Genomic DNA, 15,564 nt, shown 5'->3' with positions numbered 1-15,564 from the left:
CTCCTGTGACGCGCTGCGTAGCAACGAGCCACGTTGGCGCAGATTTATGGCCGCGGAGCCGGTCACAACCGGTCCGCCCACTGTCGTGGTCAGACGAGATATTGCTCGCGCAACTTGTGTTTCTGAATTTTTCCGCTATCGGTAAGCGGCCACGTTTGCGTAATGCGCACATAACGTGGCACGCGGAAGTTGGCCATCCGCTGCGCGCAATATGCAATCACTTCTTCTTCCGTGACCTGCTCGTTATGACGCGGCTCAACGATCGCCATGACCACTTCGGTCAGACGCTCGTCGGGCGCGCCGATCACCGCAACCTGTGCGATGCGCGGATGACTGAGTAGCACCGCTTCCACTTCCTGCGCCGAGACATTCTCGCCACCGATCTTCAGCATGTCCTTCAGCCGGCTGGAAAAATAAAGATTGCCAGCCTCGTCGACATGCCCGAGATCGCCAGTGTGCACCCATCCGTCAGCGTCGACCGTGCTAGCCGTCTCGGCCGGCTGCTTGAGATAGCCGTTCATCTTCCACCAACCGCGCATGCAGATCTCGCCGATCTCGCCGGACGCAAGCGTCGCGCCAGTGGCCGGATCGACGATCTTCAATTCGGTGCCGTAGATTGGCGAGCCGCAACTGCTAGAGCGCAACTCCCACGGATCATCGACCCACGCGCTCGTACCGCCTACCTCCGTCGCACCGTAGATCTGCAGCAGACCAGGGATGTTCATCTCGTTGCGAACTCGGTTCATCAGCTCGGCCGTACCGACACACCATCCTGCCTTCAGGCTCGACAGATCGAACTCGCGAAAACGCGGATGATTCATCTCCATGATATACATCGCGCCATACCCCGAGCGGGCCACACAGCGCTCACGCTCGATTAGCGAGAGGATGCGCTCGACCTCGTAGTATTCGGCGCTGACGACCGTACACCCCAGCGTAAGGGGAGCGGGCACGGCGCCGCAGGATCCCCCAACATGGTAAAACGGTTGGGTATTGAGAAACGCGTCGCCTTCCTCCATGCCGAGTCTCTGCATCAGCACCCCACCGAAGTTCAGGACGTAACGGTGGTTGCAGAGCGCACCTTTGGGAAGCGATGTCGTGCCCGAGGTGTACTGGATAAGAATCGGATCGTCAATGTTCTGCTGACGCTGAATCGTCGCGAGTGCCTCGGCCGTGACGGACTCCCCAAGTGCGATGAAGGCGGTCCACGATTGAGCACGACTATCAGGCGCCGACGACACGCTCACCACCTTGCGCAACTGCCCGACTCCGCCGGCCGCAACGTCACCACCAATTTGCCTCGCTTCGCCTCTGCAAACCTCGTTCAGCGTTGCGACGAAATCATGCTTGATAAAACGGTCGACCATCACGAGGAGCTTCGCCTCGCTATGCTTCATAAAATGCTCGACCTCGAAGACCTTCGAACGCGTATTGATCGCGCCGATAATCGCGCCAATCTTTGCGCAGGCGAGCTCAATGAACGCGAAATGCGGAAGATTCGGCATCCACACTGCAACCACGTCGCCGCGCTCGATCCCGCTCGCGAGCAACGCACGGGCGACCCGGTCGACATGCTCCTTCATCTGCTGATAGGAGATATGCTCTTCCTCAAAAACCCAACCTGTGCGCTCCGGCCACTTTCGCGCCGCCTCATCCAGCGCGTCCCCGACGCACATTTCCATGACCGCGTAAGGACCGTGGCTTTCTGGCTGTAATTTCATCGTCGTCTCCGATTTGGTGTTAACTATATCATATCACATGAAATGATATGCGCAATGATGCTCGTTCGCTTTCGTGAGACGCTCGCCTGGATAAACCCGCGGTCAGAGGCGAAGCGAAAACCCGACTTGCGGTCGCGCCGGGCCAAAGTGCTCGCCTTGGGGGAGGCACAAGCGGGCTGCCCGTGGCAGGCTGTGCCGGTACCGCAAGCTTGCCCATATTCCTGACTGCCGTGATCTCGCCAAGCCCCATCTAAAAATAACTTAAGTACCTGATCAACGATCCGTCTTCTCACGTGCATCACCCAATTGACAAGTCCAATTCCAGTCATTTTAGAAAATATCAGTAGTGCTATTTATATATATTAATATGTCTTTGATTATAACTATCTACGCTTGCCGTAGAGAGCAGCTGCATGTCGCACATTACGCACGAACGGCATGCAATCCATCCCCAAGATTTGCGCCCATACAGCGGATGCGCGCAACGCTAAGAGCTCGCGGTCCATGCTGGCGCTATTGCGCCCCCGTCCTCAAATGTGTAGCTAGATGTGTAGCCGGAGGTTATTTACGGTCATCGCATCGACGGGAAATCCTTATCCAACAAGAAACATGGACCGAGAAGCAGAACATCCAGATACAAAGTCCGATCGATCGCTTACGCAACAGCCTGAACCGTAGCTAACTCGAACGGCACAACGGTAGATCCAGGAGCGCGAACCCGAACCGGAAATCTGGAAGTAATGGCCGCCGCCGTCAGCGTAATACCCGGGATCGGCCAGCTTGGCGATCCACAGCGCGGACAGCCGATGAAGTTGAGGCGGGAGCGCGGCAAGAAGAATGACATCCCCAAAACCTTGCTGCTCTGAGGCCTTTGCGGTGTCAAATGGAACCGAGCGGATTTACTCGGACCGCCTACTGAGGGGAAACGGAGGGATTCGGAGGACCGCACAGGTGCGAAATCAACTGCGCGTGGCGCTGAACAGCGAGAGATGATCTCTAGCACGCGACCAACGCCGAGCAGTGAGGTCGACTCTCATATGGGTCGGAGCGCCATCGCTACCACGCTCGTTGCTCCCATCCGTTATGCAAACGCGAAGGCGGTGGGGTAAAAAGTGGGGTAAAAAATCCAAAAGCGACAAAGGGTTACGGACTCCCATCCGTAACCCTTTGATTTTCCTTGGTCGGGGCGAGAGGATTTGAACCTCCTACCACCTGCACCCCACGAAAAGAACAAATCTCCCCGATCTGATGAGCCACCCCAGCATCGCTGATGTTTGAGACCATCCACGACAAAACAACGTCCTAGGAAATCCGATCGTTTTGCGTATACATATGCGTATATGCAACACGAATTAACTAATTTTTCCATTTAAATTCAATTGCTTAAGTATAGTATTCGAGTCCTCTCCTGGCACCATTAGTTGTTCCGGCCTAGTTTCAACCTAAGCCGAGGTAGTTCGAGAAACCCCGTAAGATCAAAGTCTTACGGGGTTTTTTGCATTCAGCCCCCTGCTGTTTCGCTGGTATCGACGATCCCCGCATTTGCGCATCCCGGACTTGGGGCAAGCCCGTGTCCAGAACGCGTCGAATCTGAACCAGCGGGCGGCGTTCCATGCCGGCCGGCTTTACGCCGGCCGCCGCCTTGCCTTGGCGACCGGCGCCTCCTCGGCCGGCTCCTCTACCTCAATGCTGCCCGGATCCGCGATCAGCTGCGCGACGGGTGTGCCCGCTAACGAACGTTCGAGAATCTCGGTAAGCGCCACCGCAATCTGAGCGCCCGACCAGCTGCCGCTCGGCTGATACCACTTCCGGCTCCAGTTCATTGCGCCCATGATCATGAAAATGGCGAGCTTCGCATTGCATGACACGATGCTGCCGTCCGCAATGCCTTCCTCGACCAGATCGCGCAACCCCTGTTCGAACCTGTCCCGCCGCTTGATGATCGCGCGCATGTGCACGGGCTTCATTGCGTTCTCTTCGAGCAGAACCACGTAGCTGCCGTCCTCGCCGAGCATCAGGTTCAGATAGCCGCGCAGCGTGGCCGCGAGTTTCTGCAGGCCGGTTCCGGTTCCCGCGCGCGCCTGCACGAGAATCTCCATCGCGCTGTCCATTGCCGAATCGTGGCAGAAATAAAGCAGCTCTTCCTTGCTCGGTACATACGTATACAACGCGGCTTTCGTCACGCCGAGTTTCTTCGCGATTTCAGCGAGCGACGTGCCGTGATAGCCGCTCCGGTTGAACGACGCCGCCGCCTCGCGCAACAGCACCTCGCGCTTGCGATCGAATTGCTCGCTCGCGCCCAACACCGCATTCTTCCAGGTGCTCATACACGCACTCCGCAAAAGCCATGCGCAAACCGAAGCAAGCCGTCTTTCTGTTTCATTTCAGTGAGTGATTCAAAAAATGATTTGAAAAAATTTGATCGGACACCATTCTAACCCATAGGTCGGTCTGTTGCCCCTGCAGTCAAGTTGTGGTTAAACTAGGGCGACACCTCTTCTACTTCTTCTCGAGACCTACCGGATGCTGAATCAGACCACTGCCGTCATCACCGGCGGCACGGCGGGTCTTGGCCGCGCCTGCGCCGAAGCTCTGCTCGAAGCGGGCGCCGCCGGCGTCCTTATCAACGGCCGCCATGCCGCGCGCGCCGAAGCCACCCAGGCCGAGTTGCAACAACGCTTTCCGGGCGCGACTATCGCGCTTTCCATTGGCGATGCCGCGCAGCCGCAGATTGCGGAAAAGATCATGGCGGACGCAATGGCATCGCTCGGCCGTATCGACGTGCTGGTCAATTCGACCGGCGGCAACGACATGCCACGGCTGCTGCATGAAATCGCCGTCGCGGAGATTCCCGGCATTCTCGAACGCTGCCTGTTTGCGCAGATTCTTTGCAGCCGCGCCGCGTTGCGCTACATGCGCGAAGCGCGGCACGGCGCAATCATCAACATCGCATCGGACGCCGCCAAATTGCCAACCCCCGGCGAAAGCGTGATCGGCGCGGCAATGGCCGGCATCGTCATGTTCACGCGCGGACTCGCCACCGAAGGCAAGTACGACGGCGTGCGCGCCAACGTCGTCACGCCGTCGATCACGAGCGGCACGGACCATTACGGCAAGATCATGGCGGACCCGTTTGCCGGCAAGCTGTTCGGCAAAGCGGAGAAGATGGCGAAGCTCGGCGTGGTCACGAGGGAAGAACTGGCGGGCCTGGTGGTGTTTCTCGCGTCGCCGGCCGCCGCCAAGATCACCGGTCAGGCGATCAGCATCACGGGCGGTATCTCGGCAGTCTGATCGGAAAGGCCGCGCGGGTGCGGCCCGCAACCTATGAGCGGAACCGGGGCGAGCGTCGCTCCTGGAACGCCGCCAGTCCTTCGCTCACGTCGTCTTCCAGCAGGCCGCCCGGCACGACCGCCTCCTCCAGCTTCAGTCCCGCCTCCAGCGACCCTTCCAGTCCCTCGCGCGCCAGCCGCTTCATCGTTGCAAGCCCGATGCGGCTGCGCGTGGCCAGCTCCTCGCAGTAGTCGAGCGCCGCCTGCCTCAGTTCGCCCGCTTCGACGACGCGATTCACGAGACCCCATTGCTGCGCGGTCTGCGCATCGAGCCAGCGCGCCGAGAAGAACAGATCCATGCTGCGGCGCAACCCGATCAAACGGGGAATCCGCTGGCTCGCGCCGAAGCCCGGCAGCAGGCCGTACTGTGCGTGCTGATCGCCGAAGCGCGCATCTCGTGCGGCGATCGCAATGTCGCAGGCCAGCATCAATTCGAAGCCGCCGGCTAGCGATAAACCCTGGCACGCCGCAACAACCGGCAGGCTGCTCGTGGACAGCCGCTTCATGGTTTGGTGCGCAGTGCTGATAAAACGGCGCATATCGCCGATCTCCTGGCGCAGCGAAAGCACTTCGTCCAGATCCGCGCCGGTGCAGAAGTTCTTGCCTTGAGCGCAGATCATGATCGAGCGCACGCCCGACTCAGGCGTCTCGAACGCGTCCACAGCCGCGCTGATCGCCGCGAACACCGCAAGCGACAGGCAATTGAATTTTTCAGGGCGTGCGAGCTCGATGACGCCGACGGTGCCGGCGCGGCTCACTGCGACAACGGACGGCTCGCTCATGCTGGGTTCTCCCTCTGTCCGACACTTTCCGGGCCGCCAATCCTCCCGGATTCGCCGCCCACGATAGCCGCATGAATACCACGTGTCAATTGGACTGACTCATTGGTCAGATTGAGCTACCGAGGGTCGAAACCGCGGGTCGCTTCACACATCGAGATTGGGGTTTCCCTGTAGTTCAAGCACATTTTCTCCCACCTGCCTGTCGGCCCGAAACCCTGATGGCAGAACGATGAACAGCGAGAAAAATATCACGAAGTAAGTTATCTGACCGCACGGTTAGTTGGTTGACATCGCAGTCAGCATGGCGTTAAGCTGGTTTGGAACGCGAGGCTGGTGGGCGGCATGGGCTCAGGCGGAAGTTTCACGGGGCCGCATCGGCGTCATGCCGGCACAACCAACGGCAAGCGGGATTCTTCCCAAGCCAGAAAAAATCAGAATCAGGAGACACCCATGACCGCTTTTCGCTCGTCGGTATTCCGCGCGGTGCTAGCCGTGTTCACCTGCGCGGCGTGCGTTTGCGCCGCCGCGCCCGCGTTCGCCGCGGACCCGATCAAGATCGGCTTCACGGGTCCCGCTTCGGGCGGCATGTCGCTGCTCGGCCAGGGCGTGCGCGACGGCATTCAGGTGTACGTCGATTACATCAACGACCAGGGCGGCGTGAACGGCCGCAAGCTCGAACTGATTGCGGAAGACGACGGCTATGAGCCCATGCGCTCGCTCGCCGGCGTAAAGAAGCTCGCCGAACAGGACAACGTGGTCGCCATCGTGTCGCCCACCGGCACACCGGGCGTCACCGCAATGCTGCCCTACGCGCAGGAACGCAAGCTGCCCATCATCGCGCCCTATGCGTTCAGCCACAAACTGACCACGCCGACACAGCGTTACGTGTTCACGTCGCTTCCCGAAGTGCGCCTGCAGGCCGACGTACTGGGCACCTATCTCGTGAAAACGCTCAAGCACACGAAAATCGCCGCCATCTACCAGAACGACGATTTCGGTCAGGACGCGGTAGCGGGCTTCGAAGCGCGGATGAAAAAGGACAACGTGCCGTTCACCAAGCTGCCGTTCGATCGCGGCACGTCGAATTTCAGCGGTGTGGTGTCGCAAGCTCGCCAGTCGGGCGCCGAAGACGTGGTGTTCTTCGGTATTCCGCGCGACGGCGCGCTGATCATGCGCGAAGCGAACAAGATGGGCTGGAAGCCGCAATTCAGCGGCCACAGCGCGCTCGGCGATCCGCAGACATTCACGCTGGCGGGCGCCGCGCTCGTCAACGGCGCAATCGCGGTAGCGGTGATGGAACCGCTCGATTCGAAAAAACCGGCGGTGCTCGACTTCATCGCGCGCCAGAAAAAGTATCTGCCGAAGACACCGCCCACCACGTACAGCATGCACGGCTATAACGCCGCGGAGATTTTCGTCGAAGCGTTGAAGCACGTGCAGGGTGAGCCGACCGGTGACAAGATCGTCGCCGCGCTCGAACAGATGAACAATTTCAACACCGGCCTGATGAGCCCGATCACGTTCACCGCCACGCAGCACGCCGGCAGCAACGCCGTTGCGTTCATGCGCGCGGAAGACGGCAAGTGGGTCATCAAGACCGACTGGATGAAGGCCGAATGAATCCCGACAAACGGACCGGTCTCAACGACGCGCTGTCCGCCGTGCGCGACGGCCACACCGTCGCGCTTGGCGGCATGACGCTGTACCGGCGGCCGGTCGCCGCCGCGCTCGCACTCGCCGCGGCAGGGCGGCGCGATCTGGAAATCGTCACGCTCACGGGCGGCATTGAAACCGATCTGCTGATCGGCGCCGGTTGCGTGCGGCGTCTGCGCAGTTGCTATACAGGCCTCGAAGTGGCCGGCTTCGCGCCGCATTTCACGCGCGGCGTGCAGGACGGCACGCTCGAACTGATCGAAGAGACCGAATACACGCTGAGCTACGGCGTGCAGGCTGCCGCCATGCGCGTGCCGTTCCTGCCGATGCGCGGCGATATCGCCCGCACGGATCTCCCCAAGGTGCGGCCCGACCTGAAAGCGTTTGCCTGTCCGCTCACCGGGGCGACGTTGTTCGCGGTGCCCGCGTTGCACGTGGACGTCGCGATTCTCCACGCAAGCGCCGCCGACCGCTTCGGCAATTGCAGCCTGCAGGGCCAGCTTGCGCTCGATCGTCATCTGCCGGCGATCGCCGACATCACGATCGTCACGGCTGAAACCATTGTCGAGCCCGACGAACTTCGCGCAATGGACGGCGGTGTGCAACTGCCGGGCATTTTCGTAACGCATCTCGTGGAAGTGCCGGGCGGAAGCCTTCCGACTTCGTGCTTTCCGCAGCATCCGCTGGATCTTGCGGCGGTACTCGATTACGCCGATGCCGCGGGCACGGCCGGCACCAGCGATAGCGGCGCCTGGCAGCAGTGGCTTGAAACCGCAACCGGAGCGCTGGTATGAGCGACACAACAGACTCCGCGGCAATGAGCGACCTCCTGCTGTCAGACGAACAGCGCGCGCAGACCGACCAGATGGTCGTCGCAATGGCCCGCCTGATCGAAGACGGCGACTTTCTCGCCGAAGGCATCGGCACGTTTCTCTCCACGTCCGCCTACATGCTCGCCAAACACATGCATGCGCCCAATTGCACGAGCCTGTGCCCCAACGGCAATACGCTGATGGAGGGCACGCGCGCACTGACGCTCGGCCACGACGAATTCGACACCGTGCCCCGCGCGTCAGTATGGCTCGACTATCTGCAGATCAATCTGCTGTACATGCCGGCGATTTTTCTCGGCGGCAAACCGCGCTGGACAGAATTCATGCGCCCCGCGCAGATCGATCCGATGGGCGCGACCAACAATGTCTGCATCGGCGCGCACGAACGGCCAACGCTGCGGTTGCCCGGCTCGGCGGGTATCCCCGACGCATCCACGGCGGCGAAGCGTTTCTACTACTATGCGCCGCGCCATACGCGCCAGGTGTTCGTGCCGTCGCTCGATTTCTGCAGCGGCGCGGGACATCCGGGAGAAGGCCGCGGTGCCGACATGACGATCGTCGTCATCACCAATCTGTGTGTGATGGCGAGCGGACCGGCCGGACGCCTGCAGGTCACGCATCTCCATCCCGGCGTGACGCGCGCCGACGTCGAGCGCAATACCGGCTTCGAACTCAAGTGGCACGCGGACGTGGCCGTATCGGCGCCGCCCACCGCCGAGGAACTGAAACTGCTCGACACGCTCGTCGATCCGCGCGGACTGCGTTTCCTCGAAATGCTGAGCGGCAAGGCGCGCAAAACGCGTCTGAAAGCGCTCGCGGGCAGCGCCCTGCCAGCCGCGTCGAATCCGCCCTCGAACCCGAAGCACACGAAGCACGCACAGGAGAGCGCCACATGACCGCGGAACTCATCATCGGCGGCCTCGCTTCGGGCAGCCTCTATGCGCTGATCGGCATCGCCGTCGTACTGGTGCTGCAAGCCACCGACGTGCCGAACTTCGCCCAGGGCGAAATGGCGATGTTCTCGACCTTCGTCGCGTACACGATGCTCAACACCTATTCGCTGAGCTGGTGGATCGCGCTGCCGGCCGCGATCGTGTTCGCCGCGCTGCAGGGAATCGTCGTGCAGCAACTGATCATCCGGCCGCTGCTGGGCTCGCCCACCATCAATGCGGTAATTGCCACGCTCGGGCTGAACATGGCGTTGCACAGCGTGGCGGGAATGATCTGGGGCAATCTGACCAATGTGTTCACGAGCCCCGTGGCCGACCTGCCGATGTTCAGGCTGTTCGGCGTGAACGTATCGCCCGACAGTGCGCTGACCATTCTGGTCTCGGTCGCGATGATCATCGTCTTTACGCTCATTCTGCGTCACACGCGAGCCGGCATCGCGTTGCGCGCGGCAAGCCAGGACCAGGCGGTCGCGAAGCTGATGGGCATCTCGGTGAGCCGCTCGTTCGCGCTCGCCTGGGCGATGGGCAGCGTCGCGGGTCTGGTGGCGGGCATCCTGGTCGCGCCGATCCTGTTCCTCGACGTCAACCTGATGGCGCCGCTGCTCATCAAGGGCTTTGCGGGCGCGGTGCTCGGCGGCCTGTCGAGCCTGCCGGGCGTGTTTGTCGGCGGCCTGTTGCTGGGCGTAGTCGAGAATCTGCTGGGCGCGTATGTGTCGGGAACCTTCAACGAGGCGCTGTCGTTCATCCTGATCATCGTTGTCCTGATCGTCGCGCCGGCCGGTATTTTCGGCCGCGTCAAATCGACCAAGGTCTGATCATGCCGACGATGAACCACACCACCACGACCGCGCTGCCGGCGCGCGCAAAAAGCAGCCGCGACCAGTGGTTTCTCGGCGGCTTTGTCATTCTGTATGCGCTGATCGCGCTCTTCAGCGGCGGCTATTTCGTCTACCTGCTGAACCTGATCGGCATCTTCGCGCTGGTCGCCATCGGCCTGACGATCCTCACCGGCTTCTCCGGCCAGACCAGTCTCGGTCATGCGGGATTCTTCGCGATCGGCGCGTACGCATCGGCCATTTTCGCGCAGCGCTGGGGCGTGCCGTTCTGGCTCGCCATTCCGCTCGCTGGCGCGTTCGCGACCGTGATCGGCGCGCTGATCGCTTTGCCGGCGCTGCGGCTCAAGGACCTGTATCTGGCGATCGCCACCCTCGGTTTCGGCATCGTCACACAGAAGGTGATTTTCGAGTGGCGCACGGTCACGGGCGGCGGCGGCGGCATGCAGGTGCCGATGCCGTCGCTGTTCGGCATGTCCGTTGCGGACGGCAGCCGCATGGCATGGGTGATCGCCGCGACGCTTGCGGCCGGCACGTGGGCCGCTTTCCGGCTCGCGTCGAGCCGCACCGGCCGCGCCCTCTCGATGCTGCGCGAAAGCGAAACAGCGGCCGCGTGCATCGGCATTCGCGTGGCGCGCTACAAGGTCGTCGCGTTCGCCTTGAGCGCGTTCTACACCGCGGTGGCCGGCGGCTTATATGCGAACGTGGTGCGCTACGTGAATCCCGAAAGCTTTGACGTCAACATGTCGATCATGTTTCTCGCCATGATCGTGATCGGCGGCATGGGCAGCGTGCGCGGCGCCCTGCTCGGCGCGGCGTTCTACGTCGCGGTGCCCGAAGCGTTTCGCGGTTTCAAGGACGCGCCGGGCCTGATCTTCGGCATCTCGCTGATGCTGGTCGTGATCCTGCTGCCCGGCGGGCTCACCAGTCTGCTGCGCGCCCGGCGCAAGGCGGGATCATGAATCCGTCCGCCACTCTGTCGATCGAATCGATCAGCGTCAGTTTCGGCGGCGTGCATGCGCTGCAGGACGTCTCGCTGACGCTGGAACCCGGCAGTATCGTCGGTCTGATCGGCCCGAACGGCGCCGGCAAAAGCACGCTGCTCAACTGCATCTCGGGCATCTCACGGCCGGGCGCGGGCACCATCCGGCTCGGTGAAACGAACCTGATAGGCCGCCGTCCCGATCAGATCGCGGGCTTCGGACTCGGCCGCGTATTCCAGCATCCACAACTGATTCCGGAACTCAGCGTGCTCGAAAACCTCATGGTCGCAAACCATCGCACGCTCCGCTATTCGGTGCTCGCCGAAATGATCGGCCTGCCCGGCGTGCGGCGCGCGGAAGCCGAGGCGCGCCACGCTGCGATGCAGGTCGCCGCGCGCGTGGGCCTGAGCCCAAGCCTCGGCATGGTGACTGGCAGCCTGCCCTATGGGCATCGCAAGCTGCTCGAACTGGCGCGCGTGATCCTGATGGGCGCGCGCCATCTGCTGCTCGACGAACCGATCGCCGGACTCAACGACGCCGAGATCGATCATCTCGGGCACGTCGTGCTCGATCTGCAGCGCGAACAGGGACTGTCCGTGCTGCTGGTCGAACACAACATGGGACTCGTGCGCCGGTTGTGCAATCACGTGGTGGTTCTCGACGCCGGCCGCGTGATCGCCGAAGGCACGGCAGACAGCGTGCTGAGCGACCCGCGTGTGCTGCTGGCCTATCTCGGCGAGGTGCCGGCCGATGCTTGAAATCAACGACCTGTGTGTCAGTTACGGTGCGATCCGCGCGCTGCAGAACGTGTCGCTGAAAGTGGGCGCAGGGCAGCTCGTGGGGATTCTCGGCGCCAACGGCGCGGGCAAGACGAGCCTGCTGCGCACCATTAGCGGCCTCGTGCGCGCGGGCAGCGGCACGATCCGTTTCGACGGCGGCGACATCGGCCGGACCAAACCCGAACACATCGTGCGACTCGGCATTGCGCACGTGCCGGAAGGCCGCGGCATGTTTCCCGACCTCACGGTGCGCGAAAACCTGCTTGCCGGTGCGCACACGCGCCGCTCGCGCAGCGAGATTGCCCACGACTATGCGCGAATGCTCGAGATGTTCCCGTCGCTCGCGCGGCGCGAGAAACAGGATAGCTCGACGCTCAGCGGCGGCGAACAGCAGATGCTCGCACTCGCGCGCGCGTTGATGTCGCGCCCCAGGCTATTGCTCGCCGACGAAGTCAGTCTCGGCCTCGCACCCGTCATCACGAAACAGGTTTTCGCGCATTTGCAGACGCTGCGCGAGCTTGGCATGACCATTCTCGTGGTCGAGCAGAACGCGCATCTGGTCCTGAAGCTGGCCGACCAGGTGTATGTGCTCAAGCACGGGCGGGTCGAAATGCAGGGCACCGCGCAGGCGATGTCGACCCATCCGGAACTAACCAAAGCCTATCTGGGCGAGTAGAAGGAGCGAGACGGCAATGCAGGATTACGAGCTGGAAGACCGGACGATGGGCCGCATCCTGGCGGACAAGGCGCAGCGTATTCCGGACAGGACTTTCCTGATCTGGCAGGACCGCCGGTACACCTATGCGGAACTGGAGACGATCACCAACCGCTACGCCAACGGCTTTATCGCGCACGGCATCGGCTACGGCGACCACGTTGCGGTGATGCTGCCCAATTGCCCGGAGTTTTTCTGGGTGGTGTGGGGCTTGAGCAAGATCGGTGCGGTGGCGGTGCCGATCAATACCGCCGCGAAAGGCGAGCTGATGCGCTATTTCCTCGATAAATCGGACTCGGTGTGTTTCGTCGTCGATGAAGAATGGAGCGAGCGGGTCGCCGCAATCAGAAGCGAGGTGCCGCAAATCAGGCAGTATTTCATCCACGGCGGCAACGGTGTGCCGAGCCTTCCGGACAACGCGGAAAGCACCGTCCATGCGCTGTCCGAGCTCGAATCGGACGACGCGAGCCAGCCGCCGCTCGACCGTGTCGCTTACGACGACACGCAGCTCATCATGTTCACGTCCGGCACGACCGGACCGTCGAAAGGCGTGCAATGCCCGCATTCGCAAGGTCATGCGGTGGGTCGCGCGCTGACGGTCGATTTCGGCTATCGGGAGGACGACGTGCTGTACACGTGCCTGCCGCTCTTTCACGGCAACGCCGCGTATTACTCGTGTTACGCGGCGCTCTGGGCCGATGCGGCCATCGCGCTCGCGCCACGCTTTTCGGCCACGCGCTTCTGGGACGACATCCGCCGAACCGGCGCGACGCAGTTCAATACGCTCGGCGCGATGACCAACATCATCTGGAAGCTGCCGCCCGGTCCGCATGAGCGCGAAACGAAGCTGCGCCTGTGCATGGCGGTGCCGGTGCCCAAAGAGATCTACTCCGAGTTTCAGGAACGCTTCGGCGTGGTGCTGACATCCGTGTTCGCAATGACAGAAAACTTTGCGATGACGCGCTTCACGCCCTCGGACCCGGCGGAAAAAGCCGGCTCGGCCGGCAAACCGCGCGGCGAATGCGAACTGCGCATCGTCGCCGACGACGGCACCGACCTGCCCGCCGGCGGGGTCGGTGAAATCTACATGCTGCCGCTCAAACCCGGCAGCATGATGAAGGGCTACTACAGGATGCCGAAGGAAACGGCGCGCGAATTCGACAATGGCTGGTTCAAGACCGGCGATCGCGGCTATCTGGACGAAGACGGCTACCTGTTTTTCATGGACCGCAAGAAGGAAGCGATTCGCCGGCGCGGCGAGAATATTTCCGCGTACGAGGTGGAGCTGATTCTGTGCCGCCATCCGGCGATTCATGAAGTGGCCGCGATTCCGGTCGCCTCCGAACTGAGCGAAGACGACGTGATGGTGTATGTCGTGCTGAAGCCCGGCGAGTCGATGACGCATGCGGACGTCGTGCATTTCAGCGCCGAGCACATGAGCTATTTCATGGTGCCGCGCTTTGTCGAGTTCATCGACAAACTGCCGAAGACCGCCAGCGAAAAGCTCGAAAAATACAAGCTGAAACTCGATGCCGACGCGCGCCGCGCGCAGCTTTGGGACCGCGAGCGCGAGGGAATCGAAGTACGCCGCTAATCGCCGGCTTACCGCACGCCGCCCCGCTCCGGCCGGCGACGTGCGGCACCCGATCATTCTTTCCCGATGGCTAGCGCGAAAGAATGCGCTTCGCGAGCCTCAAATGCGGCGCATCGAGCATCTTGCCGTTGAGCACGGCGAGCCCGCCCCGCTGCTGGTCCAACGCCGCGATCACCTGTTGCGCCCACATCCGTTCTTGCGCGGTCGGCGCGAACGTACGATTGATGACGGCAACCTGATCCGGATGTATCGCCGCCTTTGCGCCGAAACCGTCGGCGCGTGCCGCGGCACTTTCGGCGAGCAGCGCGTCCTGCGCATGCAGGTCGGTGAAGACCGCGTCGATCGCAAGGCACTCTGCCGCGGCCGCGGCAAACAGCGTCAGATTGCGCGCGAGCTGGAACGGCGCCCGATAGGCCGCATGAGCGTCGTGGCGGGTCTCGCGATTATTCGCCACGCCGAGATCGGCCGCGAGATCTTCGCCGCCCCACATCACCGCGTGCAGTCTCGATACGGGCGCACGGAATTCCGATAAGGCGAGTACCGAAGCCGCCGACTCGGTCACGATCGCGACGATCCGCAATACGCCGGCAGCAAGCCCGTTCGCGCGTTCACACTGTTCCAGCACTGCGCCGAGCCGTTCGATATCGCGCACGCCGCACGCTTTCGGCAGCACGACTCCCGCAATCGCGGCGCCGGGCAGCGCGGCAATGTCGTCGTCGAAATACGCTGTCGACAAAGCATTGACGCGAATCCAGCAGCGCCCGGCCGGTGCGCCCGCCGCAGCGAGCGCGGCCGCCGTGGTCTGCCGCGCCGCCGCTTTTGCCGCGGGCGCCACCGCATCTTCCCAGTCGAAGATCAGCGCGTGCGCGTCGCCTTGCAGCGCACGTTCGATCTTGCGCGCGCTGTCGCCGGGCACGAACAGCCACGATTGCGCCGCGCTCACGCCGGGGACCGATGCATGAATGCCGCGCGCGTGCAGCGCGCGACTTCGACGTCGTTCTGATTGAACGCCGTGTGCCTGAACTCGACAATGCCGGCGCGAGGCCGCGAAGCGCTCGCGCGCAACGACAGCACTTCGGTTCTCACGTGCAGCGTATCGCCTTGAAAAACCGGCGCGGGAAAGCTCACGTCGGTCATGCCGAGATTGGCGATGGTCGTGCGCAGCGTGGTCTCGCACACGGAGATGCCGATCATCAACCCTAGCGTGAAGAGGCTGTTCACGAGTGGCTTGCCGAATTCCGTCGACGCCGCGAAATGCGCGTCGACGTGCAGCGGCTGCGGGTTCATCGTCATGTTGGAGAACTGCATGTTGTCCCATTCGGTGACGGTGCGCGTGAGCGCGTGATCGAACCGCATCCCGACCGTGAATTCCTCGAAGTAAAGTCCGCGCAT

Annotated in this window: 15 protein-coding genes; 10 read left to right on the top strand and 5 right to left on the bottom strand. The window is 62.3% G+C overall.

The window, feature by feature from the left end; genetic code table 11:
* Positions 1 to 89: 89 nt before the first annotated feature.
* A complete protein-coding gene (locus tag BXE_RS08355) occupies positions 90 to 1,721 on the bottom strand; it encodes an AMP-binding protein (RefSeq protein WP_011487917.1) in 1,632 nt (543 codons plus the stop codon).
* 740 nt (positions 1,722 to 2,461) lie between these two features.
* Here BXE_RS08355 and BXE_RS47845 point away from each other — a divergent pair.
* A complete protein-coding gene (locus BXE_RS47845; protein ID WP_267886361.1) occupies positions 2,462 to 2,587 on the top strand; it encodes a hypothetical protein in 126 nt (41 codons plus the stop codon).
* Between the two features lie 759 nt (positions 2,588 to 3,346).
* Here the strand turns inward: BXE_RS47845 and BXE_RS08350 are convergent.
* Entirely contained in the window at positions 3,347 to 4,048 is a 702-nt protein-coding gene (locus BXE_RS08350; protein ID WP_011487916.1) for a TetR/AcrR family transcriptional regulator, read from the bottom strand.
* Between the two features lie 196 nt (positions 4,049 to 4,244).
* Here BXE_RS08350 and BXE_RS08345 point away from each other — a divergent pair, with 196 nt between their 5' ends.
* Positions 4,245 to 5,012: an SDR family NAD(P)-dependent oxidoreductase gene (locus BXE_RS08345; RefSeq protein WP_011487915.1), complete on the top strand. Its 768-nt coding sequence runs from the start codon at positions 4,245 to 4,247 to the stop codon at positions 5,010 to 5,012.
* 31 nt (positions 5,013 to 5,043) lie between these two features.
* On the opposite strand, the gene BXE_RS08340 is transcribed toward BXE_RS08345, so the two are convergent.
* Positions 5,044 to 5,832 carry an enoyl-CoA hydratase/isomerase family protein gene (locus BXE_RS08340; RefSeq protein WP_011487914.1) on the bottom strand — a complete coding sequence of 263 codons (789 nt, stop codon included), beginning with the start codon at positions 5,830 to 5,832 and terminating at the stop codon, positions 5,044 to 5,046.
* A gap of 450 nt (positions 5,833 to 6,282) precedes the next feature.
* Here BXE_RS08340 and BXE_RS08335 point away from each other — a divergent pair, with 450 nt between their 5' ends.
* From BXE_RS08335 to BXE_RS08300, 8 genes are read left to right on the top strand one after another with little or no spacing between them, the layout of a single operon-like run.
* A complete protein-coding gene (locus BXE_RS08335) occupies positions 6,283 to 7,452 on the top strand; it encodes an ABC transporter substrate-binding protein (RefSeq protein ID WP_038456396.1) in 1,170 nt (389 codons plus the stop codon).
* A complete protein-coding gene (locus BXE_RS08330) occupies positions 7,449 to 8,279 on the top strand; it encodes a CoA transferase subunit A (RefSeq protein WP_011487912.1) in 831 nt (276 codons plus the stop codon). Before BXE_RS08335 ends, BXE_RS08330 begins: the two co-directional genes overlap by 4 nt.
* Positions 8,276 to 9,214, top strand: coding sequence for a CoA-transferase subunit beta (locus BXE_RS08325; RefSeq protein WP_011487911.1), 939 nt, complete (start codon positions 8,276 to 8,278; stop codon positions 9,212 to 9,214). The genes BXE_RS08330 and BXE_RS08325 overlap by 4 nt, the downstream gene beginning before the upstream one ends.
* A complete protein-coding gene (locus BXE_RS08320; protein WP_011487910.1) occupies positions 9,211 to 10,083 on the top strand; it encodes a branched-chain amino acid ABC transporter permease in 873 nt (290 codons plus the stop codon). The genes BXE_RS08325 and BXE_RS08320 overlap by 4 nt, the downstream gene beginning before the upstream one ends.
* 2 nt (positions 10,084 to 10,085) lie before the next feature.
* The gene (locus BXE_RS08315) at positions 10,086 to 11,063 is read left to right on the top strand and encodes a branched-chain amino acid ABC transporter permease (protein WP_011487909.1); all 978 of its coding nucleotides are present in this window, start codon (positions 10,086 to 10,088) and stop codon (positions 11,061 to 11,063) included.
* Positions 11,060 to 11,842: an ABC transporter ATP-binding protein gene (locus BXE_RS47840; protein ID WP_011487908.1), complete on the top strand. Its 783-nt coding sequence runs from the start codon at positions 11,060 to 11,062 to the stop codon at positions 11,840 to 11,842. Before BXE_RS08315 ends, BXE_RS47840 begins: the two co-directional genes overlap by 4 nt.
* Positions 11,835 to 12,539 carry an ABC transporter ATP-binding protein gene (locus tag BXE_RS08305; protein WP_007182229.1) on the top strand — a complete coding sequence of 235 codons (705 nt, stop codon included), beginning with the start codon at positions 11,835 to 11,837 and terminating at the stop codon, positions 12,537 to 12,539. Before BXE_RS47840 ends, BXE_RS08305 begins: the two co-directional genes overlap by 8 nt.
* Before the next feature lie 16 nt (positions 12,540 to 12,555).
* Complete coding sequence (locus BXE_RS08300; protein WP_011487907.1) at positions 12,556 to 14,172, top strand: AMP-binding protein; 1,617 nt, start codon at positions 12,556 to 12,558, stop codon at positions 14,170 to 14,172.
* 70 nt (positions 14,173 to 14,242) lie between these two features.
* Here BXE_RS08300 and BXE_RS08295 read toward each other — a convergent pair whose 3' ends face one another.
* Complete coding sequence (locus BXE_RS08295; RefSeq protein ID WP_011487906.1) at positions 14,243 to 15,115, bottom strand: HpcH/HpaI aldolase/citrate lyase family protein; 873 nt, start codon at positions 15,113 to 15,115, stop codon at positions 14,243 to 14,245.
* Positions 15,112 to 15,564 carry a MaoC family dehydratase gene (locus BXE_RS08290; protein ID WP_011487905.1) on the bottom strand — a complete coding sequence of 151 codons (453 nt, stop codon included), beginning with the start codon at positions 15,562 to 15,564 and terminating at the stop codon, positions 15,112 to 15,114. The genes BXE_RS08295 and BXE_RS08290 overlap by 4 nt, the downstream gene beginning before the upstream one ends.

Origin of the sequence: Paraburkholderia xenovorans LB400, from assembly GCF_000013645.1 — a bacterium.
GTDB classification, from domain to species: Bacteria; Pseudomonadota; Gammaproteobacteria; order Burkholderiales; family Burkholderiaceae; genus Paraburkholderia; species Paraburkholderia xenovorans.
The sequence above is the reverse complement of the archived record's forward strand: the minus strand, read 5'-3'. Positions and strand labels throughout refer to the sequence as shown.